At 67.9% G+C, this 23,689-nt stretch carries 22 protein-coding genes and 1 pseudogene; 14 read left to right on the top strand and 9 right to left on the bottom strand.

Going from position 1 to position 23,689, the window contains the following annotated elements; all coding sequences use genetic code 11:
- The first annotated feature begins 12 nt into the window (after window positions 1-12).
- Window positions 13-726, top strand: coding sequence for an NIPSNAP family protein (locus A3CU_RS0103340; protein WP_027941060.1), 714 nt, complete (start codon window positions 13-15; stop codon window positions 724-726).
- 28 nt (window positions 727-754) lie between these two features.
- On the opposite strand, the gene A3CU_RS49625 is transcribed toward A3CU_RS0103340, so the two are convergent.
- The 4 genes from A3CU_RS49625 to A3CU_RS0103320 all read right to left on the bottom strand — a co-directional run bounded on the left by A3CU_RS49625 (window position 755) and on the right by A3CU_RS0103320 (window position 5,087).
- The gene (locus A3CU_RS49625) at window positions 755-1,852 is read right to left on the bottom strand and encodes an aminopeptidase (protein ID WP_052371418.1); all 1,098 of its coding nucleotides are present in this window, start codon (window positions 1,850-1,852) and stop codon (window positions 755-757) included.
- The gene (locus tag A3CU_RS0103330) at window positions 1,849-3,363 is read right to left on the bottom strand and encodes an FGGY-family carbohydrate kinase (RefSeq protein WP_027941059.1); all 1,515 of its coding nucleotides are present in this window, start codon (window positions 3,361-3,363) and stop codon (window positions 1,849-1,851) included. Before A3CU_RS0103330 ends, A3CU_RS49625 begins: the two co-directional genes overlap by 4 nt.
- Window positions 3,364-3,411: 48 nt before the next feature.
- Entirely contained in the window at window positions 3,412-4,233 is an 822-nt protein-coding gene (locus A3CU_RS0103325) for a BtpA/SgcQ family protein (RefSeq protein ID WP_027941058.1), read from the bottom strand.
- 74 nt (window positions 4,234-4,307) lie between these two features.
- Window positions 4,308-5,087, bottom strand: coding sequence for a DeoR/GlpR family DNA-binding transcription regulator (locus tag A3CU_RS0103320; protein ID WP_027941057.1), 780 nt, complete (start codon window positions 5,085-5,087; stop codon window positions 4,308-4,310).
- 219 nt (window positions 5,088-5,306) lie between these two features.
- On the opposite strand from A3CU_RS0103320, the gene A3CU_RS0103315 reads away from it, so the two are divergent.
- Together A3CU_RS0103315 and A3CU_RS0103310 are read left to right on the top strand one after the other, a co-directional pair.
- The gene (locus tag A3CU_RS0103315; protein WP_027941056.1) at window positions 5,307-6,074 is read left to right on the top strand and encodes an SDR family NAD(P)-dependent oxidoreductase; all 768 of its coding nucleotides are present in this window, start codon (window positions 5,307-5,309) and stop codon (window positions 6,072-6,074) included.
- A gap of 34 nt (window positions 6,075-6,108) precedes the next feature.
- The gene (locus A3CU_RS0103310; protein ID WP_043840573.1) at window positions 6,109-7,380 is read left to right on the top strand and encodes an MFS transporter; all 1,272 of its coding nucleotides are present in this window, start codon (window positions 6,109-6,111) and stop codon (window positions 7,378-7,380) included.
- A gap of 16 nt (window positions 7,381-7,396) precedes the next feature.
- On the opposite strand, the gene A3CU_RS0103305 is transcribed toward A3CU_RS0103310, so the two are convergent.
- The 3 genes from A3CU_RS0103305 to A3CU_RS43315 all read right to left on the bottom strand — a co-directional run bounded on the left by A3CU_RS0103305 (window position 7,397) and on the right by A3CU_RS43315 (window position 9,894).
- Entirely contained in the window at window positions 7,397-7,762 is a 366-nt protein-coding gene (locus tag A3CU_RS0103305; protein ID WP_027941054.1) for a hypothetical protein, read from the bottom strand.
- A 21-nt stretch (window positions 7,763-7,783) separates the two neighbouring features.
- Window positions 7,784-8,503: a TNT domain-containing protein gene (locus A3CU_RS0103300; protein ID WP_027941053.1), complete on the bottom strand. Its 720-nt coding sequence runs from the start codon at window positions 8,501-8,503 to the stop codon at window positions 7,784-7,786.
- A gap of 101 nt (window positions 8,504-8,604) precedes the next feature.
- Complete coding sequence (locus A3CU_RS43315) at window positions 8,605-9,894, bottom strand: MFS transporter (RefSeq protein ID WP_084143069.1); 1,290 nt, start codon at window positions 9,892-9,894, stop codon at window positions 8,605-8,607.
- Window positions 9,895-10,029: 135 nt separating this feature from the next.
- Here A3CU_RS43315 and A3CU_RS0103290 point away from each other — a divergent pair, with 135 nt between their 5' ends.
- From A3CU_RS0103290 to A3CU_RS43310, 3 genes and pseudogenes are all read left to right on the top strand, one after another.
- Window positions 10,030-10,962, top strand: coding sequence for a LysR family transcriptional regulator (locus A3CU_RS0103290; protein WP_027941052.1), 933 nt, complete (start codon window positions 10,030-10,032; stop codon window positions 10,960-10,962).
- A gap of 127 nt (window positions 10,963-11,089) precedes the next feature.
- Window positions 11,090-11,569 (top strand): hypothetical protein, encoded by a 480-nt coding sequence (locus A3CU_RS0103285; RefSeq protein ID WP_027941051.1) that lies wholly within the window; start codon window positions 11,090-11,092, stop codon window positions 11,567-11,569.
- A gap of 99 nt (window positions 11,570-11,668) precedes the next feature.
- Window positions 11,669-12,399: pseudogene (locus A3CU_RS43310) on the top strand (class I SAM-dependent methyltransferase).
- 9 nt (window positions 12,400-12,408) lie between these two features.
- On the opposite strand, the gene A3CU_RS0103275 reads toward A3CU_RS43310, so the two are convergent.
- Complete coding sequence (locus A3CU_RS0103275) at window positions 12,409-12,903, bottom strand: MarR family winged helix-turn-helix transcriptional regulator (RefSeq protein WP_052371417.1); 495 nt, start codon at window positions 12,901-12,903, stop codon at window positions 12,409-12,411.
- A 212-nt stretch (window positions 12,904-13,115) separates the two neighbouring features.
- Here A3CU_RS0103275 and A3CU_RS0103265 point away from each other — a divergent pair, with 212 nt between their 5' ends.
- From A3CU_RS0103265 to A3CU_RS0103240, 6 genes are all read left to right on the top strand, one after another.
- Entirely contained in the window at window positions 13,116-14,366 is a 1,251-nt protein-coding gene (locus A3CU_RS0103265; protein ID WP_027941049.1) for an FAD-dependent oxidoreductase, read from the top strand.
- An 86-nt stretch (window positions 14,367-14,452) separates the two neighbouring features.
- Window positions 14,453-15,070, top strand: a complete 618-nt coding sequence (locus A3CU_RS43305) for a PadR family transcriptional regulator (protein WP_211246330.1) — start codon at window positions 14,453-14,455, stop codon at window positions 15,068-15,070.
- A 258-nt stretch (window positions 15,071-15,328) separates the two neighbouring features.
- Window positions 15,329-15,739, top strand: a complete 411-nt coding sequence (locus tag A3CU_RS0103255; RefSeq protein WP_027941048.1) for a hypothetical protein — start codon at window positions 15,329-15,331, stop codon at window positions 15,737-15,739.
- Window positions 15,736-16,368 carry an NAD(P)-dependent oxidoreductase gene (locus A3CU_RS0103250; RefSeq protein WP_027941047.1) on the top strand — a complete coding sequence of 211 codons (633 nt, stop codon included), beginning with the start codon at window positions 15,736-15,738 and terminating at the stop codon, window positions 16,366-16,368. The genes A3CU_RS0103255 and A3CU_RS0103250 overlap by 4 nt, the downstream gene beginning before the upstream one ends.
- A gap of 78 nt (window positions 16,369-16,446) precedes the next feature.
- Window positions 16,447-19,329, top strand: coding sequence for an ATP-binding protein (locus tag A3CU_RS0103245; RefSeq protein WP_052371416.1), 2,883 nt, complete (start codon window positions 16,447-16,449; stop codon window positions 19,327-19,329).
- Window positions 19,330-19,429: 100 nt separating this feature from the next.
- Window positions 19,430-20,566, top strand: a complete 1,137-nt coding sequence (locus A3CU_RS0103240; RefSeq protein ID WP_027941045.1) for an FAD-dependent monooxygenase — start codon at window positions 19,430-19,432, stop codon at window positions 20,564-20,566.
- 9 nt (window positions 20,567-20,575) lie between these two features.
- On the opposite strand, the gene A3CU_RS0103235 is transcribed toward A3CU_RS0103240, so the two are convergent.
- Window positions 20,576-21,127 carry an RNA 2'-phosphotransferase gene (locus A3CU_RS0103235; RefSeq protein WP_027941044.1) on the bottom strand — a complete coding sequence of 184 codons (552 nt, stop codon included), beginning with the start codon at window positions 21,125-21,127 and terminating at the stop codon, window positions 20,576-20,578.
- Between the two features lie 158 nt (window positions 21,128-21,285).
- Between A3CU_RS0103235 and A3CU_RS0103230 the strand changes: the two genes are divergently transcribed.
- Both A3CU_RS0103230 and ligD read left to right on the top strand, forming a co-directional pair.
- Window positions 21,286-22,359 carry an ATP-dependent DNA ligase gene (locus tag A3CU_RS0103230; RefSeq protein ID WP_027941043.1) on the top strand — a complete coding sequence of 358 codons (1,074 nt, stop codon included), beginning with the start codon at window positions 21,286-21,288 and terminating at the stop codon, window positions 22,357-22,359.
- An 85-nt stretch (window positions 22,360-22,444) separates the two neighbouring features.
- The gene (gene ligD, locus A3CU_RS0103220) at window positions 22,445-23,446 is read left to right on the top strand and encodes a non-homologous end-joining DNA ligase (protein WP_027941042.1); all 1,002 of its coding nucleotides are present in this window, start codon (window positions 22,445-22,447) and stop codon (window positions 23,444-23,446) included.
- Window positions 23,447-23,689: the final 243 nt, after the last annotated feature.

Genomic DNA, 23,689 nt, shown 5'->3' with positions numbered 1-23,689 from the left:
AATCTTCGCGCCATGCCAGAGGATTCACGCTACGGCGTCGTCGAGTTGAGGCAGTACACGCTGCACCCCGGCCAGCGCGACACCTTGATCGAGTTGTTCGACCGGGAGCTGGTTGAGCCCCAGGAAGCCGTCGGGATGCACGTCATCGGTCAGTTTCGGGACCTCGACGACCCGGATCGTTTCGTCTGGCTGCGAGGCTTCGCCGATATGGACAGTCGCCTCAAGGGACTGACCGGCTTCTACGGCGGCCCGGTCTGGGCAGCGCACCGGGACGCCGCCAACGCGACCATGATCGACTCCGACGATGTGCTGTTGCTCCGGCCCGACTCGCCTTTTCTTCCGCCGCAGACCCCGCGGCCTCCGGTGGACTCGGTACTGACACCGGAGTCACGGGTGGCGATCACCGTCTGCCCGCTGCCCGCACCGGATGACGGGGATTTCGCCCAGTTCTTCCGCGAGGCGATCGTCCCTGCCCTGGACGCGTGTGGCGGCAGCCCGGTCGCGGCGTTGCGGACCGAGCACAGCCGCAACACGTTCCCGAAGCTGCCGGTACGTGAGGGGGAGAACGTGTTCGTCTGGATTTCCACCTTCGACAGCGCCTCCGATTATGCCGAGTACGCCGAACGGCTCCGGAAATCCGATCTCCCTGTGCAGTTGCGTGATCGGCTCGCTGATGCGCCGCAAGAACTTCGCCTGCAGCCTACCTCCAGGTCCCGGCTGCGGTAGCTCGAGAAAGCGCTTTCAGACCGCCGACTCAGGACGGCCACCTGAACCGGCCGTTCTCGATGATCACGTTGCCGTCGATGGCCAGCGTTCCGCCACCGCCCGCTTCCCGGCGGAGATCCTTGACGATGTCCCAATGCAGCGAGGACATGTTCACCCCGCCGCATTCCGGATAGGCGCGGCCGAGCGCGATGTGCACGGTGCCGAGGATCTTCTCGTCGATGAACAGGTCACCGGTCCACTGCTGGACGGCCTCGCTCAGGCCGATCCCGAGCTCACCGACCCGGTTCGACCCGGCGTCGGTGCCGATCAGGGCGCGGGCGATGCTTTCGCCGCGCCGTGCCCGCACGTCCACGACCCGGCCGTGCTCGAAGAGCAGGCGCAGGTCCTCGAATGCGTACCCGGCGAAGATCGCGGTACCCGGGAACGTGATGTGCCCGTCCACGCGGTCCTCCACCGGCGCGGTCGCGGCCTCACCGTCGGGGAGGTTCGCCTCGCCCGCGAACAGGACGCCGCGTCGGCCGTCGATACTCAGGCTGAGTTCGGTGTCGGCGGAGCTGATCGTCGCGGTGTGCCCATTGGTGAGCGCGTCCGCGATCGGTTGCCACCGTCGCCTGTTCCCGTCCCAGTCGTCCAGTGCCCCGGCGAAGAACTCGCCCAGCAGGGTCTGGGCCGGCACACCGAGCCGGCCGGCCCACTCCGCGGTGGGAATGCGAACCACCGCCCACCGGGTGCCTTGCCAGCGGAGCGTGGAGACGACACCTTTCGCGGTACGCATCGCCGCCAGCCGGCGCGGCAGGTTCTCGATGTCGCCGCCGTCGGAGTCGGCATCGGGCCACAGCATGGCTCGGAACGACACGTGCACGTCGGACCATTCCATGGCGGCCTTCTCGATCGGGGCGGGCTCGGCGAGCCGGTCCACGTCGTAGGCCGCGAGCATTTCGCGCTCGGCGCGTTCACTGGTGTACACGGTCTGCACCGCGGCGCCCCGACGAGTCGCGGCAGAAATCAGCGCATGCGCGGCGGGGAGCGCAGTTTCATCGTTGACGAACACGCTGACCTTGGATTGTGCGGTTACTTCGAGCCGGTTGGCGATGTGCTCGGCCAGTTCGTGCCACCGGTTGGTCATGATTGGTTCCTCAACTCGTCGAGAGCGGACACGATCGGCCGGGTACCGCGGTAGAGCTGCTCGAACAGGTCTCGCTGGCGGTCGTACAGCTCGGCGAACTCGCGGCGTGGCTCGATGAGACGGGCCGGCGCCACCCACCGCCGCGAGTCATCTGGACCATCGAGCAGACCGGCGGCCATGCCCGCGAGCATGGCGTCGCCCAAGGCAGCGCCGGGGCCGGCCACTACGTCCTGCGGGTATCCGCTGATGTCGCTGACGGCCTGGACCCACACGAGGTTCCTGGTGCCACCGCCGACCGCGCGGACCACCTTCGGGCTGAGCCCTTCGACATCGAACGCTCGCAAGGCCGCGGCAGCGCTGTGCGCGATCGACTCCGCGATCGCGCGTGCGACGTCACCCCGGTCGTGCCGAAGCGAAAGCCCGAACAGCGCGCCACGGGCCCCCGGGTCGTAGAGAGGCGTCCGTTCACCGCTGAGGTAGGGGAGGGCGAGCAGCCCGCGCGCACCGGGCGGCGAAGCCGCGGCGAGTTCGGCGAGTTCGGTGTAGAGCGCGTCGTCGCCGCCGGTGTCGGGTGAGAGCAGGTCGGCGAACCACCGGGTGAAGCTGCCGGCGGTCGCGGTGCCCGCGGCGAGCAGGTACGTGTCGCGGAACAGATACGGGGCCGGCCACAGGACTCGCGACGTGTGCGGCGCATCCAGTACTTCGATCATGAAATGCGATGAGCCGTACATGACCATCATGTCGCGCTCACCCGAAACTCCGGCGCTCAGCGCCTCGGCCGCCGCGTCGGGGGCGCCCACGAGTACCGGGGTGCCGGCCGGCAGCCCGGTCGTCTCGGCCGCCGCGCGCGTGACGAGTCCGGCGATGTCGCACGACCAGCCGATCTCGGGGAGCTGCGCGCGTGTCAGGGCGCCCGGGCAGCCGTCGAGATTCCAGTCGGCGGTGCGCCGGTCGTAGAACGGGTGGTAGTAGGCCGCCGTCGCCTGGTCGATGACCCAGTTGCCGGTGAGCCGCCCGGTGATGAAGGTCTGGCAGGTGACGAACAGCGCGGTGCGCGCGAAGATCTCGGGCTCGTTCTGCTCGATCCAGGCTATCTTCGGCCCGGCCGACTGGGAGGTCAGCGAGGTGCCCGCGCGCTCGAGGATCTCCTGCTCGCCAGCGGCGTCGGTGAGCTGGTCGATCTGCGCCGCCGCCCGGACGTCCACGCCGTAAAGGATCGCGTTGCGCAGCGGGGCTCCCGAACTGTCCAGGGGAAGCACACACGGGCCGATGCCGCTGACCGCGACCGCGGCCACCGCACCGGCGGCGGGAGCGTGCGCGGCCAGCAGCGCCCGCGTGATCTCCACGAACCCGTTCCACCACACGGCTTCGGGGTCGTGTTCCACGTACCCCGGCCGCGGCACCGTCACCCGGTGAGGGCGCTGGTGGCGGGCGACGATCCGCCCACTCTCGTCGACCAGCACCCCCTTGGCTTCGTAGGTGCCGATGTCGACTCCGAGCACAACACTCATCGGGCGTCTCCTGTCCCCTCGTGAGTACGCATCGGACCCGCGAAACGCTTACAGCGGGCTGGTGGCGCGGAATTCTTGGACGGCGTCCATCAGTTCCTTGACTCGCGCCAGGCTCGCCTGGTTCTCGAAGGCGCCATCCTCCTTGAAGTAGGTGCCGACCACGGCGCCGTCCGCGATCGCGAGCTGTTCGGCCACGTTGTGGGCTTTCACGCCGGTGTTGACGAAAACCGGCACGTTCGCCGCCGCGTCCTTGACGACCTTCAGCGCCTGCGTGTCGGTCGGCGCCCCCGCGGTCAGGCCGGAGACGCAGATGGCGTCCGGCAGGGTCGCGAACACCGTGCTCTCCGTGATCGACTTGAGGCTGCGGTCGCCGAGGTAGCGCGCCGACTCCGGAACGATGTTGAACAGCAGCCGCACGTCGTCGGCACCGATACGGTGACGATGCCGCGCGACCTCGCCGATGTTGGTGTTCCACAGCCCGAAATCGCTGGCGTAGACGCCGGTGAAGATTTCCCGGACCCATTGCGCACCGGTCGCGACCGCCAGGTCGATCGAGGCACGCCCGTCCCACAGCACGTTGACGCCATAGGGAACGGACAGGCTGGGCAGCAACTCGGCGATCACCCTCGCCATCGAGATCGCGGTGATCGGCTCGGTCTTGGTGAGGTAGGGCAGGCTGAACTCGTTGGAGATCATCACGCCGTCGACGCCGCCGGCCTGCAACGCTTCGAGCTCCCTCTGCGCTCGCGCCACGACCGCGGCGATGCCGGCCTTGGTGTCGTAGCCGGGATCGCCGGGCAGCGCGGACAGGTGCAGCATCGCGATGACCGGTTTGGGGGCATCGAAGACGTCGGTCAGCCAGGTCGTCATGAGAGCTCGTGCTTTCTGTTCGGTGTTCGTTTCGGCTGGTGCCGGCAGGGCCGGGTGAACGTGGGGTCCGCCGGTCAGGAACGGGCCGCGACGGCGACGATCTCCACCCCGGAGTCGGCTGCCGCCGTGACGGCCTCGTGGCGGGGATCGCCGTCGGTCACCAGGACGTCCGCGGCGGACAGAGGGGCGATGTTGACCAGGTGCGCGTGGCCGAGCTTGGTGTGGTCGGCGGCCACGATCAGCCGGTCCGCGGCGCGGATCGCGGCACGTTTCACCGCGCTCTCTTCCCGGTGGTAGTCGGAGAAGCCACGTTTGGCATCGACCCCCGCGACGCCCATCACGAAGGTGTCGCAGTTGTAGCGGTCGTAGAACTCGATGGCGTCGGCGCCGATGAGGCTCAGTTCGCCGGCCCGGACGAGCCCGCCGGCGAGCAGGACGCTGGTGCCGGGCTCGACGGCCAGTTCGACGGCGACCAGGATGCTCGGGGTGACCACGGTCAGCTCCAGGCCCTTGCCGCGGATCGCCCGCGCCACGGCGAGTGCGGTACTGCCGCTGTCGAGGAGAACCGTCTCCCGGGGCCTCAGCCGCGTCACCACGGCCTCCGCGATGTGCCGCTTGCCGGCGGCTTCGCTGTTGGCGCGAGCTTCGAACGGCGGTTCGGCGGTCTTGCCGACCGCGATCGCGCCACCGATGACCTTCCGGACAAGGCCCTCCGACTCGAGGACGTCGATGTCACGCCGGATCGTCATCTCCGAGACGCCGAAGTCCGTGGCGAGGCCGGCGAACTCGACCTCCCCCTCCGCGGCCACGCGCTCGCGGATGAGCTGCTGCCGCTCGCCGGCGTCGATGGCCATCGCGCTCGTCTCCCTCCCGGTCAGCTTGTTGTGAAACTATAACACGCCAATCCGAAGTTCTGGCTCGGCGCCCGGCGAATTAGCGGTCGACCTGGGAAAACGACTCAACTCTTGTGATATTACTTCTCACAAGGTTACCCTTTCGCTGTTAACCGATCACATTGGCGTGGCGGGGCGTGCCCTCCCCAGGCCGTTGGGAAAGGAAAAGGAACCCCACGGATGAGGCTCAGCGGGAAGGTCGCCGTCATCACCGGCGCGGCGAGTGGGCAAGGGGCCGCCGCCGCGCGGCGGTTCGCCGAAGAGGGCGCGGCGGTCGCGCTGCTGGACTGGAGCGGGGACCAGGGCGCCGCCGTGGCGCGTGAGCTCGTGGACGCGGGTGGTTCTGCGGCCTTCTACCAGGTCGACATCTCCGACGACCGGGCCGTCGCTGACACGATCACCGCGGTGCACAAGCGGTTCGGACACATCGAGGTGCTGTTCAACAACGCCGGTATCGGCTACTCGTCGAACGACACCTACTCGATGACCTCGGTGCTGGACACCCCGCCCGGCCACTGGCGGAAGATCATCGAGATCAACCTCGACGGGGCCGCGAACGTGACCCGCAGCACGCTGCCGGTCATGATCTCCTCCGGCGGTGGCTCGATCATCAACAATGCCTCGATCAACGGGATCGTCGGCATGCCGGGCGCCGACGCCTACACCGCCAGCAAAGGCGGGCTCGTCGCGCTGACGAGGGTGTGGGCCGTCGACTACGGCCGCAAGAACGTGCGGGTCAACTGCATCTGCCCGGGGTCCATCAGGACTCCCATGATGGCCGGCGCGATCAGCACACCGGAGGCCGAGGCCCACTTTTCCGGGAACCTTCTCGGCCGGATGGGGACCTCCGAGGAGATCGCGAACATCGCCCTGTTCTTCGCCTCGGACGAGTCGAGCTACCTGACCGGCGTCATCCTGCCGGCCGATGGTGGCTGGACGGCCCAGTAGGCCCCGAACCTGATCTTCAAGGAGTCAGTTTGTCATGAACACCGTCACCAGCGAGGCGACACCGCCATCCATTTTGGACCGGGTCGGGATTCCGCGGAAGATCTCATGGGGCTTCGTCGGGATCTTCCTGTTCATGGTCGGGACCGGGCTCGAGGTCAGCTGGCTGAGTCCGTACCTGACCGGCCGGGGGCTCAGCATCGAGGTTGTTGCCGCCGTGTTCTCCACTTACGGCGTCTGCGTCTCCGTGGCGTCCTGGCTGTCCGGGGTGGTCTTCGAGATCTTCGGCGCGAAGCGGACGATGATGGTCGCTTTCCTGCTGTTCGTGGGCGGCACGGTCGTGTTCGTGGCCATGGGCGTGCAGCAGGAAATGGTGTGGGCGCTGTTCGCCGGCTACGCGATCAAGGGGTTCAGCTACCCTCTGTTCTCGTACTCGTTCCTCGTGTGGATCGCCTACCGGGCCGACCCGAACCGCATGAGCACCGCCTACGGCTGGTTCTGGTTCGCCTTTTCCGGCGGGATGAGCGTCGTGGGCGCCTATGGCTCCGACTTCCTCATCGACAACATCGGCCACGTCCCGACCCTGTGGATCACGCTGGTGTGGGCGGGGCTGGGCGCGCTGGCCATGATCGTCCTCAACCGCGACGACGTGCGGGCGCGGGCCGCGGAGAGCGCCAAGAGCCGGTGGCAGGATCTGGCGTCGCTGGTCACCATCATGAAGACCGAACCGCGGCTGCTGATCGTGCTGGGCGTGCGCATCATCAACACCCTGCCCCAGTTCGCGCTTCCCGTCTTCATGCCGCTCTACCTCGCCGACTTCGGCTTCAGCACGTCCGAGTGGCTGAGCGTCTGGGGCACCATCTGGCTGCTCAACATCGTGTTCAACCTGATCGTCGGGTTCGTCGGTGACAAGATCGGGTGGAAGCGCACGATCGCGTTCGTCGGTGGCTTCGCGTCCGCGATCTCCCTTATCGCCTTCTTCTACATGCCGCAGCTGTTCGGGCACAACTACTGGGCGCTGATGATCGCCGGGACCGCACTGGGCGCGAGCATCGCGGGCTACGTCCCGCTGGATGCCGTGACGGCGAATCTCGTGGAGTCCAACAAGGGCGCCTCGTTGTCGATCCTCAATCTCGGAGCGGGCCTGTCCACCCTGGTCGGCCCGCTGATCGTCGGCGTGTTCGCCGGGTTGCTCGGTTACGTCGGCGTGGCGTGGATCATGTTCGCGCTGTACGCGTCCGTGGGTGTCTCGATCTGGTACGTCACCCCACGGAAGAAGACCAAAGCGGAAGTTGCCGCGACGGCGTAGGCGTAGGCCTCACCGGCTATTCGTCCTCGGATTCGGCATGGTTGCGGCGGGCTCGGTCGTATTGCTCCCGAGCCCGCCGCTGAATCTCGTCGCGATGCGCCATGAGATCGGCGATGATCTCTGCCGAATCCGGTGGCGGCGACGGTCGCCGCGACAGCAGGTCGTAGAGGTGCCGGCAAGCCCGATCTTCCGTACGGAATCTTGCGAGAGGCCTCTCGACGCCGCGCTCATAAAGGGTGATCAGATAGCCGTCGTCCTCCGCGCGGAGGACGTAGTAAGCATCCAGCCGCAGCTCGCACGGCCTGGAAACGCCTGGGATCAGGTACTCCGCCTCGGGCACGCCCGCACGGCGAAGCGCTTCCTCCAACTCGACCCGGTTCACCCTGCTCCGGTCGCCTTTCGACTAGTTGAGAGGTTCCACTAAATTCCCCGCGATGAGCTGGTCCGCGTTCATCGTCGGAGAAAAATATTGTAGGCCGCCGCCGGGTTGGCCGAACCAGGGTGCGCTGGTACCGGCCTGCACGGTGAACGGGGCGATCACCCTGAAGACGTGGTAGCCGAAGGGGTGTGCCTGATCCAGCGTGTCGAGGCTGCTGGGCGGCAGGGCCCGCTGTGAGAACGGCGCACCGAAGGGCGAAAAGAACCGTCCCCCGTTGCTGCCGAACCGGTCGATGACCTGACCGGGAACCAGGTTGAAAACAGTAAATCCGTCGGCGAAACCGTTATTGGTCGGGAATCGCCATCCACCGTTTCCCATGGTGGCGGTCGGGTCCCAGAAGCAGTCGATGAACGGGTTCGCCTGGAACGAGTCCAGGCGGTGATAGTCGCGAAGCAGTTCGCCGACCGCGCCGTTCTCGGGTAGGTCCGCGGGTCCTAGGCGAGGATCGTTACGGAAGTAACGCTGAAACGGCCTCGACGGCAGTTCTGTGAAAGCTCCCGGGATGGCATCCGTCGGGCAGATAGCCGGAGGCGAAGGCGTCGGGTGCTGGGATGTTTCCGAACGAGTGGTCCCGGTAAGAGGCGAGTTCGGTATCGCCGATGCCTGTGCGATGGCGGTTCCCGCACCGAACATCAGCATCAGCCACGCCATGAGGGCCATCGAGAGACGGCGGAAGGTGCGCACTCAATTTCCTTTCCGATTTTCTGGGCCGCGATTGCGGCTATGTCGCCATCGGAAGGTGTTGTCTTCGTGTGAAGGTGAACAGCCTGGCTAGGCGATGCTGATCACCCGGCCAGGCGTCGTCCCGTCGGGGACGCGGCGGGCCCGGGATTTGGTTCACGCTCGTGCCCGACGCTGGCTCCTTCTGGCGCGGTAATACGCCGCGGCAGAAGGAACGGCGTGGCAAGGAGAAGAACCCCGGCCAGCGCGATAGCAATACGTGGGCTGGTGAGTTGTGCCAGGAGACCCCACAACACGGTGATCACGGCAATGCTGATGCCGGCGGTGGTCGACCAGGCGGCGAGCACCCGGGCGTGGCGGCCGGCATCGGTGTTGTTCAGCCGATAAGCGGCGAAGACGGAGTTGAAGAGGCTCGCGCAGATGATCAATCCGAGTTCGGTGGCCATCACGATCACCAGCCCCGCCAGGCCGGGCTGGATGAACGCGAGGCCAAGGGGCCAGCAGGCGCGTAGCGTGCCGAAGACCCGCAGCACCGTCTGTTCGCCGCAGCGGGAAACGAGGCGGCGGGCGAGCCGTGACCCGATCAGGCCGCCGATACATGGAACAGCGAACGCCAGCCCGTACTCCCAGACCGGGAACTGCAGGTCGGAGAGCATCAGCACCGACAAGAGCGGCTCGCCGGCCATGATCAGCCCGTTGACCAGAATTGTGTTGAAGAAGAATCGACGCAGCGTCTGGTGGGCAAGGATGTAGCGCCACCCCTCGGCGATGTCACTCCACCGACGCGTTCCGGTCCTTTTCGGACTCGGGGGTTGCTCGGGCTTCCTGATCGCGGTGATGCCGAGTGCCGAGAGGAGGTAGCTCACCGCATCGACGGCAACGGTGGTCACCGGCCCCAACAGCCCGATGGCGGCACCGCCCACGGGCGGTCCGATGATCGTCGCCGACCAGGTGGTGGACTCGAAACGACTGGTGGCCGCCAGAAGCCGGTCGGCTCCGACGATGGTCTTCAGGTAGGCGCCGCTGGCGGCCGTGAACGCGATCTTCGCCGCCGCGGTGACGATGGAGACCACCAAGAGTTGTGCGAAGGACAACGTACCCAGCCAGTAGGCGAGCGGTATGGAGGCCAACGCCGCGAAGCGGAGCACGTCCATGGCGATCATGACTGGCCGCTTGGCGCGAAACTCCATCCACGGCCCGAGCGGGACCGCCAGCAGCGCCCCGATCGCGAGCCCGGCCGACGACAACGCCGACACTTCTGCCGAGCTGGCGTCCAGGACCGTGATGGCAACGATCGAGAACGCTCCGAACCCGAGCCCGGTCCCGTAGGCGCTGGCCGCGTAGGCGGCCCACAACCATCCGAACGACCGGCCCAGGCTCGCCCTCCGCCACATATTCGGCACTCGCTTCACTCCGCTTCACAAACTGTCTGGTGTCAGGGAGATGGAAGCGGGTTGATGTGCGCTGCCGCCAACAACAGATCGAGCGGCGTGTCACAACCCATCGTTGTGGAACTAGGTTCTTCTCTCGTGCATCTCGATGCGGTTCGTACGTTCGTCGCGGTTGCTGAGACCGGCCAGTTCCAAGCCGCTGCCGACGATCTGGCGATCACCCAGCAGGCAGCCTCGAAGCGAGTAGCCACCCTTCAGCGAGAACTCGGCGTACAGCTCTTCGCGCGGACCGCCAGGGGCGTCCGGCTTACCGTTGATGGGCAGGCACTGCTGCCCCATGCTCGCGAACTCCTCCGCGCCGCCGAACGCGCCGTAGCGGCCGTGACCCCAGGGCGCAGGGCCCTGCGGATCGACGTCGTCAGCCGCAGGATCGCACCCGCCAGCATCCTTCACGCCTTCTACCAGCAACACCCCGGTATCGAACTCGATGTCGTCACCCTGATCAACGCTGACGCAGCGTCGGCGCTGGCCGAGGTCAATGCCGGCACCCTGGACGCCACCTTCAGATCCCTGCGGGACTCGGCCCGTAAAGTCCCAAGTGGACTCCGGTCGGCGCGGGTCATCGACGATCGGCACGAACTGCTGGTCGGCCCGCGGCATCCCCTGGCGAAGGCCAAGACCGTGACGCTGGCCGAACTCGCCGATCACCCCATCTGGATGCCCGGCGTGACCGACCCCGAGCCAGCGGGCTACTACCACGATCTGGCGAAGACGTTCGGGCTCACCATCGACACGGTCGGGCCGAGCTTCGGCATCGAAGCGCTCCTCGCCGAGATCGCGGACTCGGCCCGGCTCGCCACCTTCCACGGCGAAGGCTCGCGATACCTCTGGCCGGAAAGCTACGACCTTCGCCGAATCCCCGTCGTCCGCCCGACCCCGGTCTACCCGCTCTCGGTGATCTGGCGAGCGGACAATCCGCACCCCGTCCTCGCGAACTTCCTCAAGTACCTCCACACCAGATACCAGGCGACAGCCGGCGAGGACGTATGGGCGCCGGACTGGGCACGCTGAGGCCCGGACGATCTCAAGGCAACCGCGGCCGAGCTCGAATTGTCGGTGCCCGGCCGTATCGTTCGGGGTCCATCCATGTTCGTCGCCGGCAAGTGGCCGCAGGCGACTCGATTACGGAGGACCTGACATGACCGCTGCGGTGCCTGCCGACGGACGCGCCGATTTCGACTTCATCTATGGCCGTTGGCGGGTGCACAACCGTAAGCAGGCGGATACCAGTGACCCGGAGTGCCACGAGTGGGTCGAATTCGAGGCGACGCTGGAAGCCGAGCCCATTCTGGGTGGTCTGGGGCATTTCGACCGCATCCGGGCCGAGACCTTCGAGGGCTTCACCCTCCGCCAGTTCGACCCCCAAGCCCGGGTCTGGCGTATCTGGTGGGCCTCCAGCACCAACCCCGGGCACCTGGACACCCCCCTTGAAGGATCCTTCACCGACGGCCGCGGCCGGTTCAACTGTGACGACGTCGTGGGCGGTCACGCGGTGAAGATCCGATTCGAGTGGACCAACCCGAGCGCGGACACGGCTCGCTGGGTGCAGGAGTTCTCTTACGACGATGGCGCCACCTGGCGGACCAACTGGATCATGGACCTGACCCGCCTCGAGTAAGGACTCGATGACCGCCGCCGGCCGGCTGTTTGGCCGTCCGCGCGAATTCCGGATCGAAAATCGGTCGCCGGGTGCTGCCGGCCTGGATACGGTCGCCGGGTGCCTGATGCGATCTTCGCCATCCTCGCCTCGCCGCGATCTACGATGCCTTCGATAGGGGTCGCGACGATCTGACGGCTTATCTCGACATCGCCGACGAGTTGGGCGCGGGTCGCGTACTCGATGTCGGTTGCGGAACAGGATGTCTGGCGCTCCTGCTCGCCGACAGCGGTCGTGAGGTCGTGGGTGTCGACCCGGCGGAGGCATCGCTCGAGGTCGCGAAGTCGAAGGATGGCGCCGGAAGAATCACCTGGGTGCATGGCGATGCCACCACGGTGCCGGCCGTCGGTGCCGATCTCGCGGTGATGACCGGGAACGTTGCGCAGGTCTTTCTCACCGACGACGACTGGACCCGAGTTCTGCGAGGAATCCACGCCGCACTTCGGCCCGGTGGCCACCTTGTGTTCGAGACCAGGCGTCCGGAACGCCGGGCTTGGGAGGACTGGGCTGCCAATGCCACTCCGGTAACCCTGGACGTGCCAGGGACCGGATCAGTGGAGCAGTGCTTTGAGCTCACCGAGGTAAGCCTTCCGTTCGTCTCCTTCCGCTTCACCTACCGGTTTCTGACCGACGACACGGTCGTCACCTCGGACTCGACCCTTCGGTTCCGCAGTCGCGAGGAGGTCGAAGCAAGCCTGACCGCCGCCGGCTACCAGGTGCGGGACGTGCGAGAGGCCCCGGATCGCCCAGGCCGAGAGTTCGTTTTCATTGCACAGCGCACGGGCGATTGACTCGCTCAGTCAGTCGGTGCTCTCCCGGCGTAGGGCGATCGCCTCGTCCTCGAGAATCTCGGTGGTTTGGGTGACGAAGTCGGCCAGCGTGCGCAACTGCTCCTCGCTGTAGTCGGCGACGACGGCGGCGACGCGGGCGCCGAACCGAGCGAAAAGCTGCCCGAGTTCCCGCTGCGGCACGCCGTCGTGGACCGGATGCACGATCGTCCGTCGCCGGTCGGTGGTGTCCGGCTCGCGGCGGACGAGGCCGGCCTTCTCGAGCCGGTTGAGGACCTGGGCGGTCGCGGCGGAGGACATGCCGGTGGCCGCGGCGAGCCGCCCCGGATTCGTCGGCCCCAGGCGCAACAGGATCTCGGCGCACCGGAAGTCGGTGACATTGAGGCCGGCGCGATCGGCGACCGCGGCGTGGAAGAGCACCACCGCCGTGCTGAACCGACTGCCGAGCTGCTGGCCGAGGTCGTGCTGCAGCGACTCGCGCTGGTCAGGGTTGTCCTGTTCGCCCACCGCTCTCCAATCACTTGACATCGGGACGCCGATCACACATTATCGCTAAAGTCTTTAGGTAAATTTCTTAGCTATTAGCGTACTGCATCGAGATCGAGGGGACCAGTCCGCTCGATCCGTGAGCACCGTGGCGTGGCCACGCCATCCGGTGCCGCTCGCTGCGGATGGCCGTCAGCTCTTCCTCGCCGGACCGCATCAGATTGGAGATCATCATGTTCCGTGTCCTCATCGCCGGTGGTGGCATCGGCGGGCTCTGCCTCGCGCAGGGCCTGCACCGAGCCGGTGTGGATGTCACCGTTTTCGAGCGTGCCGCCGCCCCCGACGTCTTCAAGGAGGGTTACCGCATCCACATCGACCCTGACGGCAGCCGCGCTCTGCATGCCTGCCTGCCGTCCGAGCGGTTCGCGCTGTTCGAGTCCGCCTGCGGCCGGCCGCCGGAGGCGTTTGCCTTCCTCACCGAACAACTCGCCGAACTGCTGTCCGTCGATGTGGAACGGCCCGGCACCGTGCCCGATCCGATCGGCACGCACCGCTCCATCAACCGATACACCCTCCGGCAGATCCTGCTCGACGGCCTGGGTGACCGAGTGCGGTTCGGCATGGAGTTGAACCACTACGAGATTGCCGCCGACGGTGCGGTCATCGCCCACTTCGCCGACGGCAGCCACGCCAGGGGAGCCGTGCTCGTCGGGGCCGAGGGCACCCACTCGCGGGTCTGCGCCCAACTGCTACCGCACGCCGAACGGGTCGATACCGGAGTCTCCGGGATGTCAGGCCGCCTGCCGTTGACCCCGCAAACCCGCTCCCTACTCTCGGAACACCTGCACCGGGGACCGGCCATGGTGCTGGCTCCAAAAGGGTGCAACCTGTTCCTCGCCACGCACGAGCACCAGCCTGGTACAGACCTGCCCGAACATCTCCTGCCGACCGATCGTGGTGACTATCTGGTGTGGGCCTTCAGCGCCAGGCAGGCGGCGCTGCCGCCCGGTGGCGTCGACCGGATCTCCCCAGTTGGGCTGCACTCGCTCGCGCTGACCTTCGCGCGGACCTGGCACCCTCGCCTGCGAGGGATCATCGAGAAGTCGGACGCCGCCACGGTGTCCGCCTTCACGGTTCGCACGAGCGTGCCCATTCGCCCGTGGCCGGCCGGTGCGGTCACCGTGCTCGGCGACGCGATCCACAGCATGCCCCCGTCGCGAGGCGTTGGTGCCAACACCGCACTACGCGACGCCGAGTTGCTGTGCCGCAACCTCATCGCCTCAGGGCCGGACCGGGCGGCAGTCACCGCGGCAATCGGCGACTACGAAAAGCGAATGCGCGACTATGGGTTCGCCGCGGTGAAGGCCTCCATGCAGGCTCTCAAACAGTCGGTTACAGCGAACTCCGTCGCGTTCACCGCGTCGAAGGCGGCACTACGGCTGTTCAACACCTTCCCCGCCGTTCGCGACCGGGTGTTCGGTTGATACCTGGCCCTACTCAAGGACGCGATGTCGCGATATAGTGCGCCTGACATTAGTGCGGTTGACGATTGGTCGGTGTGGTGTCGCCGGTGAGGACGACGGACCTGGTGGCGTTGACGGTGCTGGCGCTGCTGGCGGAGCAGCCGCGCCATCCTTACGAGATGCAGCGACTGATCCGGCAGCGGCGTAAGGACCACGCCGCTGGATCACCTCGCGGTCTCTACCGAGCGGTGGAACGTCTCGAACGAGATGGCCTGGTCCAGCAGGCGGAGACCGGCCGCGCGGGCAACCGGCCGGAACGCACGGTGTACCGGATCACCGCCGCGGGCGCGGAGTGGTTGCATGACCAACTCGACGACCTGTTGTCGGTACCCGATACCGACACCCCGACGTTCGCGACCGCGCTAGCGCTGATGGCCCACCTGTCGCCCAGGACGGCCGCGCGTGCCCTAGAGAGCCGGGCAGTGCTGCTAGAAGGCGAGATCGCGGAAATGCAGGCGCATCTGGACGGACTGAGCCGCCGGCTCCACCGAGTCCTGCTGATCGAGGTGGAGTACTTGATGGCACTGCGCCAGGCCGAGTTGCGATGGATCCGCGCATTGGCCGCCGAAGTCGTCAACGGCACGCTCGGCTGGGATCCGGAGGCGATCCGCGCCGGAGCCGGGATGCTGCCCACCCCAGCCGACACATCGGCAGGTGAGCCATGAGGTAGCAGATGGAGGCCCCGGGGACGGGTGTTGGCGCACGCCGGCCCCGGGGCCTCGACCCGAGTCGCCCCGCAGGACGCGGTGCCGGCACCCAGGCGTTTGCATGTTCCAGGGTAACCGGGCCGTGTCTCTGCCGGGACCGGCCGTCCGACGACGGCCGGACAGTGATCTCCTTCCCGACAGATTCGGAGTTCCCGTATGTCCGTACAACCCTTGAACCCTCGGCCGGCGCCCACGAAGTGGACCAGACCACTACAAATGACCGTGGCGGTCGGATCGCTGCTGACCACCATCGGCACCGCGATCGTGCTCGGCTACGTCACGCCAGAGCAGATCGCGGCGAACTCGCCGAACCTCAGCGCCCAGGAGATCGACAGCTTCCTCGTCGGATACCGCATCGTCGGACTCGTCTTTCTGGCCGCCAACACCATCGGTCTGCTCGCCATGCGGGGCAAGACATGGATCTTCTACTTCGTCCTCGTTCTCGACCTCGTACAGGGCATCGGCTTCCTGACCTTCGACCGCACCTCGGCGGGCCTGCATGACCTCGGTCTGATCGCCTCGATCACCACCGACGGCGGTGGGGGAGTGCTCGCTCTCGTGATGCTCGGTTTCCTCGTCAGCTACCGCACGGCCTGGGCCCGGCGACGGGTGGTGACACAGCTGTGAACATCACAGTCATCGGCTCGACCGGCCGCATTGGCCAGCATGTTCTCGCCGAAGGGCTGCGCCGCGGCCACCGGCTGACCGCGTTCACCCGCCGCCCGGCCGAACTGCGCGACACATCCGGACTCGCCGCCGTCGTCACCGGTGACGGCCAGGATCCAAACGCGCTGCGCTCGGCGATCACCGGCGCCGACGCGGTCATCGCCACCGTCGGTAGTACGGGCCGCAAAGGGCCGCACCCCACCGCCGGGGTGGCACGCGCACTCACCTCGACCATGATCGAACTCGGCGTCCGGCGTCTGGCGATCATCAGCGCATACCCGATTGTCGGCACCAAACCCCGGCTGCCCATGGCGTTGCTTCGCCGGGCGCTGGCCGATGCATACGCTGACGTGTCCAAAATGGAACGTATCGTCTCGGGCAGTGACCTCGACTGGAACATCCTGCGGCTCAACCGCCTCACCGACAAGCCTGCCAGCGGCCGGCTGCGCATGAGCACGGAGCCGTTCGACAAACCGTCCGCGCACTCTCGCGCCGACGCCGCCAGTGCGCTGCTTGACGCCGTTGAAGGCCGTACCACCAGGAAAACCGCCATCAACCTCGCCGGCGCGCTGCCGAACACCCATCCATGAACAACGCGGTGGCGCGAACTCGTGACGACTGCGACGTCCGCGCCACCGTGAAGGTCGGGGGTGGGACACAATCGCCGCGTGAGGATTGGGGTTCTCGGGGCGCTGGAGGTGGTCGCCGACGACGGCACGCCGGTCACGGTCGGTGGGCCGCGGCCACGGGCGTTGCTGGCGTTGCTCGCGCTCAACGCGAACCGGGTCACCACCGTCGACGCGATCGTCGAGGCGCAGTACGGCGATGATCCGCCCGCCGGGGCGGCCGGTGCGGTGCAGGCGCACGTATCCCGGCTGCGGAAGTCGGTCGACGCCGTCATGTTCGAGGGTGCCGGGTACCGGCTCGCGGTCCACCCCGATGACGTGGACGCGCTGCGGTTCGAGCACCTCGCCGCCGACGGGCGCAAGCTGCTCGCCGCCGGCGCACATGAGAAGGCCGCCGCCGTGCTGCGGGATGCGGTTGCGCTATGGCGTGGCCCAGCCCTGGTCGACCTGCCGCACGCCATCGCCCAGGCCGCCCGGCTCGAAGAGCTGAGGCTCGGTGCACTCGAAGATCTCATCGACGCCGAACTCGCGCTCCCCACCGGCACGTCCGTGGCCGACCTTCGCACGCTCGTCGCCGCCAATCCGCTGCGGGAACGGCTGCGCGGCCAGCTCATGCGAGCGCTGCACGCGACCGGCCGCCAGGCCGAGGCACTCGCCGAGTTCGAGGACACCCGCAGGCTTCTCGCCGACGAACTCGGTGCCGACCCCTCACCCGAGCTGTCCGCCACCCACCTCGCGATCCTGCGTGCCGAGCAGCCGCCGCGCGCCGGGCTCCCCGCACAGCTCACCAGCTTCGTCGGCCGCGCCGACGAACTCGCGCGACTCGCCGAGTTGCGGGACACGCGCCTGGTCACCATCCTCGGGCCCGGTGGCACCGGCAAGACGCGCCTCGCGATCGAAGCGGCGCGCGGCAGAGACGCTTGCTTCGTCAACCTGTCTCCGGTCACCGACGGGGGACAGGTGCCGTACGCGCTGCTCGGCGCGCTCGGCGTACGTGAGTCCGGATTCGCGGCCGCCGCGAGCGATCCCGTCCGCAGGCTCGTCGCCACGCTCGACCGGCCGGTGGTGCTGGTGCTCGACAACTGTGAGCAGGTCGTTTCCGACGTCGCCGAGCTGGCCCGCACGCTGCTTGCCGAGTGCCCCGCTCTGGCCATCCTCGCCACCAGCCGGGAACCGCTCGGCCTCACCGGCGAGACGCTGCTGCCGTTGTCTCCATTGGGCGATGACGCGGTGCGCCTGTTCGCGGACCGGGCGGCCGCCGTCCGGCCCGGTTTCGCGGTCACCGATGAGAACCGGGACACCATCACGAACATCTGCGCCGCGCTCGACGGGCTGCCGCTCGCGGTCGAGTTGGCGGCCGCTCGACTGCGGCAGTTCACGGTCGAGGAGCTGGCGGACCGGCTCGCCGCGCACGGCCCGTTCCGGCTGTTGTCGCGCGGTGATCGGACCGCGGCCGAGCGACACCGGACACTGCGAGCGGTCGTGGCGTGGAGCTGGGACCTGCTCACGCCGGAGGAACAGCGAGTGGCGGCGCGGTTCTCCGTGTTCACCGGCGGAGCGTCGCTGGCGGCGGTCGAGACCGTGTGTGACACCACCGACGACGTCCTAGCCGATCTCGTAGACCGGTCTCTCATCGAGTCCGATGGCCGCCGCTACCGCATGCTGGAGACGGTCCGGCTGTTCTGCGCGGACCAGCTCACCGAAGACGTCCGGCCCGCGCACGCCCGCTATTACCTGGCGCTGGCCGAACAAGCCGACCCGCACCTGCGGCGGGCAGAGCAGCTGACGCGTCTGGCGGAGCTGTCGGCCGACCACGACAACCTGATGGCCGCGCTGCGCTGGTCGGTCGACGCCGACCCGGCGATCGGGTACCGGCTCGTCGCGGCGCTGACCGCGTACTGGTGGCTGTCCGGGCGGCGCAGTCAGGCAGGCGAGGCGGCCGCAGCGTTGCTGGAGAAGGAAGTTCCCGTTGTCGGTGAGGAGTACGTGGCGTGCGTGATGCACGCCGTGCCCCGCCCCGAACAGGCGTACTGGGACCGCGCGTGGGAAGCCATGCGGAGCGTCATCGAGCTGCGGTACCCGTTCGTTGCCGCGCTGTGGGGCATGAGCGTCGGCCCCTGGGGGCCGGTCGAGGAGGCGGCGCCGCTGCTCGGGAGCGACCCGTGGGCCACCGCACTCGGCTACCTCAGTCTCGCGATCATGAACGTGCTCGACGGGCGGCCCGCCGACGGCGAGGCCGAACTGCGCGAGGTGCTCGCGACGTTCCGGGGGCTCGGCGAGCGGTGGGGCATCGCGCAGGCGCTGGACTGGCTCGGCGAGGTCGCGGGCTGGCGCGGCGAATGGGATCGGGCGCGGGCGCTGTGGGCGGAGTCGCTGTCGCTGTACGAGCAGCTCGGCTCGCTGGAGGAGTGCGTGGAAGTGCTGTGCAGGCGCGCTGATTGCCTGTTGCGGCAGGGCGACGCGGTGGCGGCCGAGGCCGACCTGCGGCAGGCGGGTGAGCTGAGCGCGCGGGCCGGACAACCGGATTCGCCGTCCGTGCTCCTCGGCCTCGCGATGGTGACCGGCGAGACCGCGCTTCTGACGCGGGCACTGGCCGCGACGCCGGACGGTTTCGGCTCCGTACGGTCGCGTGCGCTCACCGCGCTGGGCAGGCACGAGGAGGCGATCAACCTCGCCCGGGCGGCACCGTTCGCCTACGAGCTGGCCGCCGCCGTGGAGGGCCTTGCCGGCACGGCACCGGCGCGGAAGGCGGCGTTCCTGCTGGGTACGGCCGTGGCGCTGCGCGGCACGGCGATCACTGGCGACCGGTCCGTGGCGGCCACCGCAGCACGTGCCACGGCAGAGCTGGGCGCGGAGGCGTTCGCGACGACATACGCGGAAGCCGCACGTCAGTCCCTTGACCAGGCTCGCGCGGCCGTTTCCTGAAAGCTTTTCGGACGTCCGTCTAACGCCTTTCAGGCCCCGCTGACACGGCTGTCAGCGCACTGTCGGTGCGTTGTCGGCGGGTCCCGCGAATCTCTGGGGCATGAAGAACACGACAGTCCTCATCTCCGGCGCCAGCATCGCCGGCCCCGCCCTCGCCCTCTGGCTCGCCCGGTACGGCGCCACCGTCACCGTCGTCGAGAAGGCGCCGACCCTGCGCACCGGTGGCCAGGCCGTCGACTTCAAGGGCGCCACCCACCGCACCGTCCTGGCGAAAATGGGCATCCTCGACGACGTGCTCGCCCGCCAGACCGGCGGCACGGACCAGACCGTCGTGGATGCCAACGGGCAGCCGCTCGCCACGATCCCCGGCGAGTTCACCGGCGGCGACATCGAGATCCGCCGGGGTGACCTCGCCGCGATCCTGTACGAGCGCACCAGAAACTCCTGTGAGTACGTCTTCGGTGACTCGATCACGTCGCTCACCGACACGCCTGGCGGCGTCCACGTCACGTTCGAACGCAGCGCGCCGCGGACGTTCGACCTGGTCGTGGGCGCCGACGGTATCCACTCCAACGTCCGCCGTCTCGCGTTCGGCCCCGAGCACGATTACGTCAAGCACCTCGGCTACTACTACGCGCTCGGCAATCTGGACGTCGTCGGCGAGGGCCTGATGTACAACGAGCCGGGCCGCATGGTCGCGCTCGGCGGGCCGAAGGCGCAGTCGTTCTTCGTGTTCGCCGCCGACGAGCTGTCCTACGATCGCTACGACGCCGAGCAGCAGAAGAAGCTGGTGCTCGACGCGTACCGCGGCGGTGCCTGGCGGGTGCCGGAGATCCTCACGAAGATCCCCGCGTCGCCGGACTTCTTCCTCGACTCGATCAGTCGCGTCGACATGGACGACTACGCGAAGGGCCGGGTCGTGCTGCTCGGTGATGCGGCGTACGGGAACACGCTCGGCGGCTTCGGCACGGGCCTCGCGACCGTCGGCGCGTATGTGCTCGCCGGTGAGCTGCTGCGCGGTGACCACGAGACCGCGTTCCGCCGGTACACCGAGTTGATGCGCGGCTACGCGAAGGTCACCAAGAAGGGGAACGCGGGTCCGTTCCTGGCGCCCCGGAAGACTCGCGGCATACGGATGAGGAACTGGATGTTCAACCGCAGCCTCCTGTTCGGCGCGATGATGAAGATGACGGACAAGTTCGCCACCGACATCAAGCTCCCCGAGTACACCGGGTGAACCGGCCCGTTAGTCCGTGTCCACCACGCGGAGATAGCCAGGCGGCACCGCGTCGGTGAGCCAGACACCGTTGTCCGAGCGGTAGAAGACGTGGCCGTCGGCGTGCATCCGGCCGGCGTCGACCAACAGCACGACGGGACGGCCGTGGCGGCGGCCGACCGTCGTGGCCGTTTCGACGTCACTGGACAGGTGCACGTGATGACGGTCGCGCGGATCGATCCCTTCTCTGCGGATCGCTTCCACGAAACGATGACCGGTCCCGTGGAACAGCTCTTCCGGTGGACGGAGCGGGGCCAGCCCGAGGTCGACGTCGATGCTGTGCCCTTGATTCGCGCGGATCAGGTTGCGCTCGGAGTTCAGTGCGAACCGTTGCTTGTTGTTCTGTTCGACGACCTGTAGCAGGGTTTCCCGCGTGATCGGTGTCCCGGCGGCTGCCGCTTTGTCCAGCAACTCGTCGATATCCGCCCAGCCGGCCGGATCGAGGCGTAACCCGATCCGAGCCGGATCGTGCCGCAGCACCAGGCTCAGAAACTTGCTGATGCGGACGAGCGAAGGCGTCATGTCTCCATCTTGGCGACTCGCCGAGCCAACCCGGCGGCCAGGAGCTGTCTGCGCGATCGGGTGAACGCGCAGTGATGGGCCTGTTCGCGCTGGTCACGCTTGTCGAAACGAGCGCGAAGCCGGCCCGTTGTGTCGGTGGGGCCATCTAGTATCGGGCTGTGGACCTGCCTGTAATGCCACCGGTCAAACCGATGCTCGCCAAGGCCGTGCACGAGGTTCCCCGCGCCGGAGACCTGCGGTACGAGCCGAAATGGGACGGCTTTCGCTGCATCGTGTTCCGCGACGCCGACGAGGTCGAGCTCGGTTCCCGCAATGACCGGCCGCTGACCCGGTACTTCCCGGAGCTGATCGACCTGATCAAGGATGCGCTGCCGGAGCGCTGCGTGGTGGACGGCGAGATCGTGATCGTGACCGCGCGCGGCCTGGACTTCGACAGCCTGCAGCTACGGCTGCATCCGGCCGCCTCGCGGGTGCGGAAGCTGGCCGCCGAGACACCGGCCAGCCTGGTCGTCTTCGACCTGCTCGCGCTCGGTGACCGCGACCTGATGAACGAGCCGTTCGGACAGCGGCGCCGGCTGCTGGAGGGCGTCGTGGACACCCGGCTCGCGCGGGTGCACCTCACCCCGATGACCGAAGACGCCGAGGTGGCCGAGGACTGGTTCAACCGGTTCGAGGGCGCCGGTTTCGACGGGGTGATGGCGAAGCCGGCCGACGAGCCGTACCAGCAGGACCGGCGCGTCATGTGGAAGGTCAAGCACGAGCGCACCGCCGACTGCGTGGTGGCCGGATTCCGGTGGCACAAGGACGGGAAGGGCGTCGGGTCGCTGTTGCTGGGCCTGTACGACGAGGACGGAACCCTGCATCACGTGGGCGTGGCGAGCAGTTTCACCGCGGCACGCCGCCGTGAGCTGGTGGGTGAGCTGGAACCGTTGCGGCACAACGCGCTCGCCGGGCACCCGTGGCGTGACTGGGCCGAGGCGGAGGCGCCCGCGGGCCGGATGCCGGGCATGCAGAGCCGGTGGAACGCGCAGAAGGACCTGAGCTGGGAGCCGTTGCGCATCGAGCGGGTCGCGGAGGTCCGCTACGAACACGTGCAGTCGGGACGGTTCCGGCACGGCACCCGGCTGGCCCGGTTCCGGCCGGACCGGCAGCCGGAGTCGTGCACGTACGGCCAGCTGGAAGAGGTGGCGCCGGCCGAGCTGGCCGCGCTGTTCGAGGAGGCCCGATCATGACTCGGAGCCGGATGGAGCGCCCCGTCGACCGGATAAAGGAGCCCCCACAGGACACGGTCGCGCGCGAACTCGTGGAGGAATAGCGATGAGCGAGTCCGTCACGCTGGAGATCGACGGCCGTGAAGTCACAGTGTCCAATCCGGACAAGGTCTTCTTCTCCCGGCGTGGCGAGACGAAGCTCGACCTCGTTCGCTACTACCAGGCGGTCGCGGAGCCGCTGCTGAGCACGCTGGGTGGGCGCCCGCTGCTGATGGAGCGGTATCCCGAGGGCGCGGGCGGCAAGTCGTGGTTCCAGAAGCGGGTACCGAAGTCGACCCCGTCCTGGGTCAACACGACGGTGGTGGCCACGCCCAACGGGACCACGAGCGACGCGCTCGTCGCGGCCGACCTGGCGCACATCGTCTGGGCGGTCAACCTCGGTTGCCTCGGCTTCCACGTATGGCCGATCCACGCCGCGACCCCGGAGGTCACCGACGAGCTGCGGATCGACCTCGACCCCTCGCCAGGTGTGGTGTTCTCCCAGGTCCGGGAGACTGCCGTGCGCACGAAGGCGCTGCTGGACGAGCTCGGGATCCAGTCGCTGCTGAAGACGACGGGTTCGCGGGGCCTGCACATCTACGTCGGGCTGCAACCCAAGTGGGACGGCTACCAGGTGCGGGCGGCCGCGGTGGCGCTGGCGAGGGAACTCGAACGCCGCCACCCCGACCTGATCACCGCCCAGTGGTGGAAGGAAGAACGCGGCAAACGGGTCTTCGTCGACTTCAACCAGAACGCGCCGCACAAGACCGTTTTCGGGGCCTGGTGCGCGCGGCCTCGGGTCGGCGCGCAGGTGTCGGCGCCGATCGGCTGGGACGAGCTTTCGACGGTGGAGCCGGACGAGTTGACCATCGCGACCGTCCCGGCCCGGCTTGCCGAGCGTGGTGACCCGTGGGCGGCGGCGCAGCCGCAGTCGATCGAGCCGCTGCTCGAGTGGTCGCGCCGGGATCTCGACGCCGGTCTGATGGACGCGCCGTGGCCGCCGGTATATCCCAAGCAGCCGAACGAACCACCGCGCGTCGCCCCCAGCCGTGCCCGAAAAGATTCCTAACCGCCACGCCCCGAAATCTCCCGCCCATCGCCCCAAGCGTCCTGACCAGTACCCCAAAACTCTCCCGCCAGTCGGCCCAAAGCAACCTGACCAGCGCACCCGAAAGTCTCCTGCCCAGACTGTCCTCAATAGACACGTACCCAAGGAACCCGTGTCCCCGCCCCAGGCAACCGAGTTCCCGCCCCAGGCGGCCGAGTTCCCGGTTCAGGCGACCGAGTTCCGGGTTCAGGCGTGCGAGTTCCT

The organism is Amycolatopsis taiwanensis DSM 45107 (genome assembly GCF_000519205.1).
In the GTDB taxonomy this organism is placed as follows: domain Bacteria; phylum Actinomycetota; class Actinomycetes; order Mycobacteriales; family Pseudonocardiaceae; genus Amycolatopsis_E; species Amycolatopsis_E taiwanensis.
Note: the sequence above shows the minus strand (reverse complement) of the source record. Positions and strands in the feature narration are given on the sequence as shown.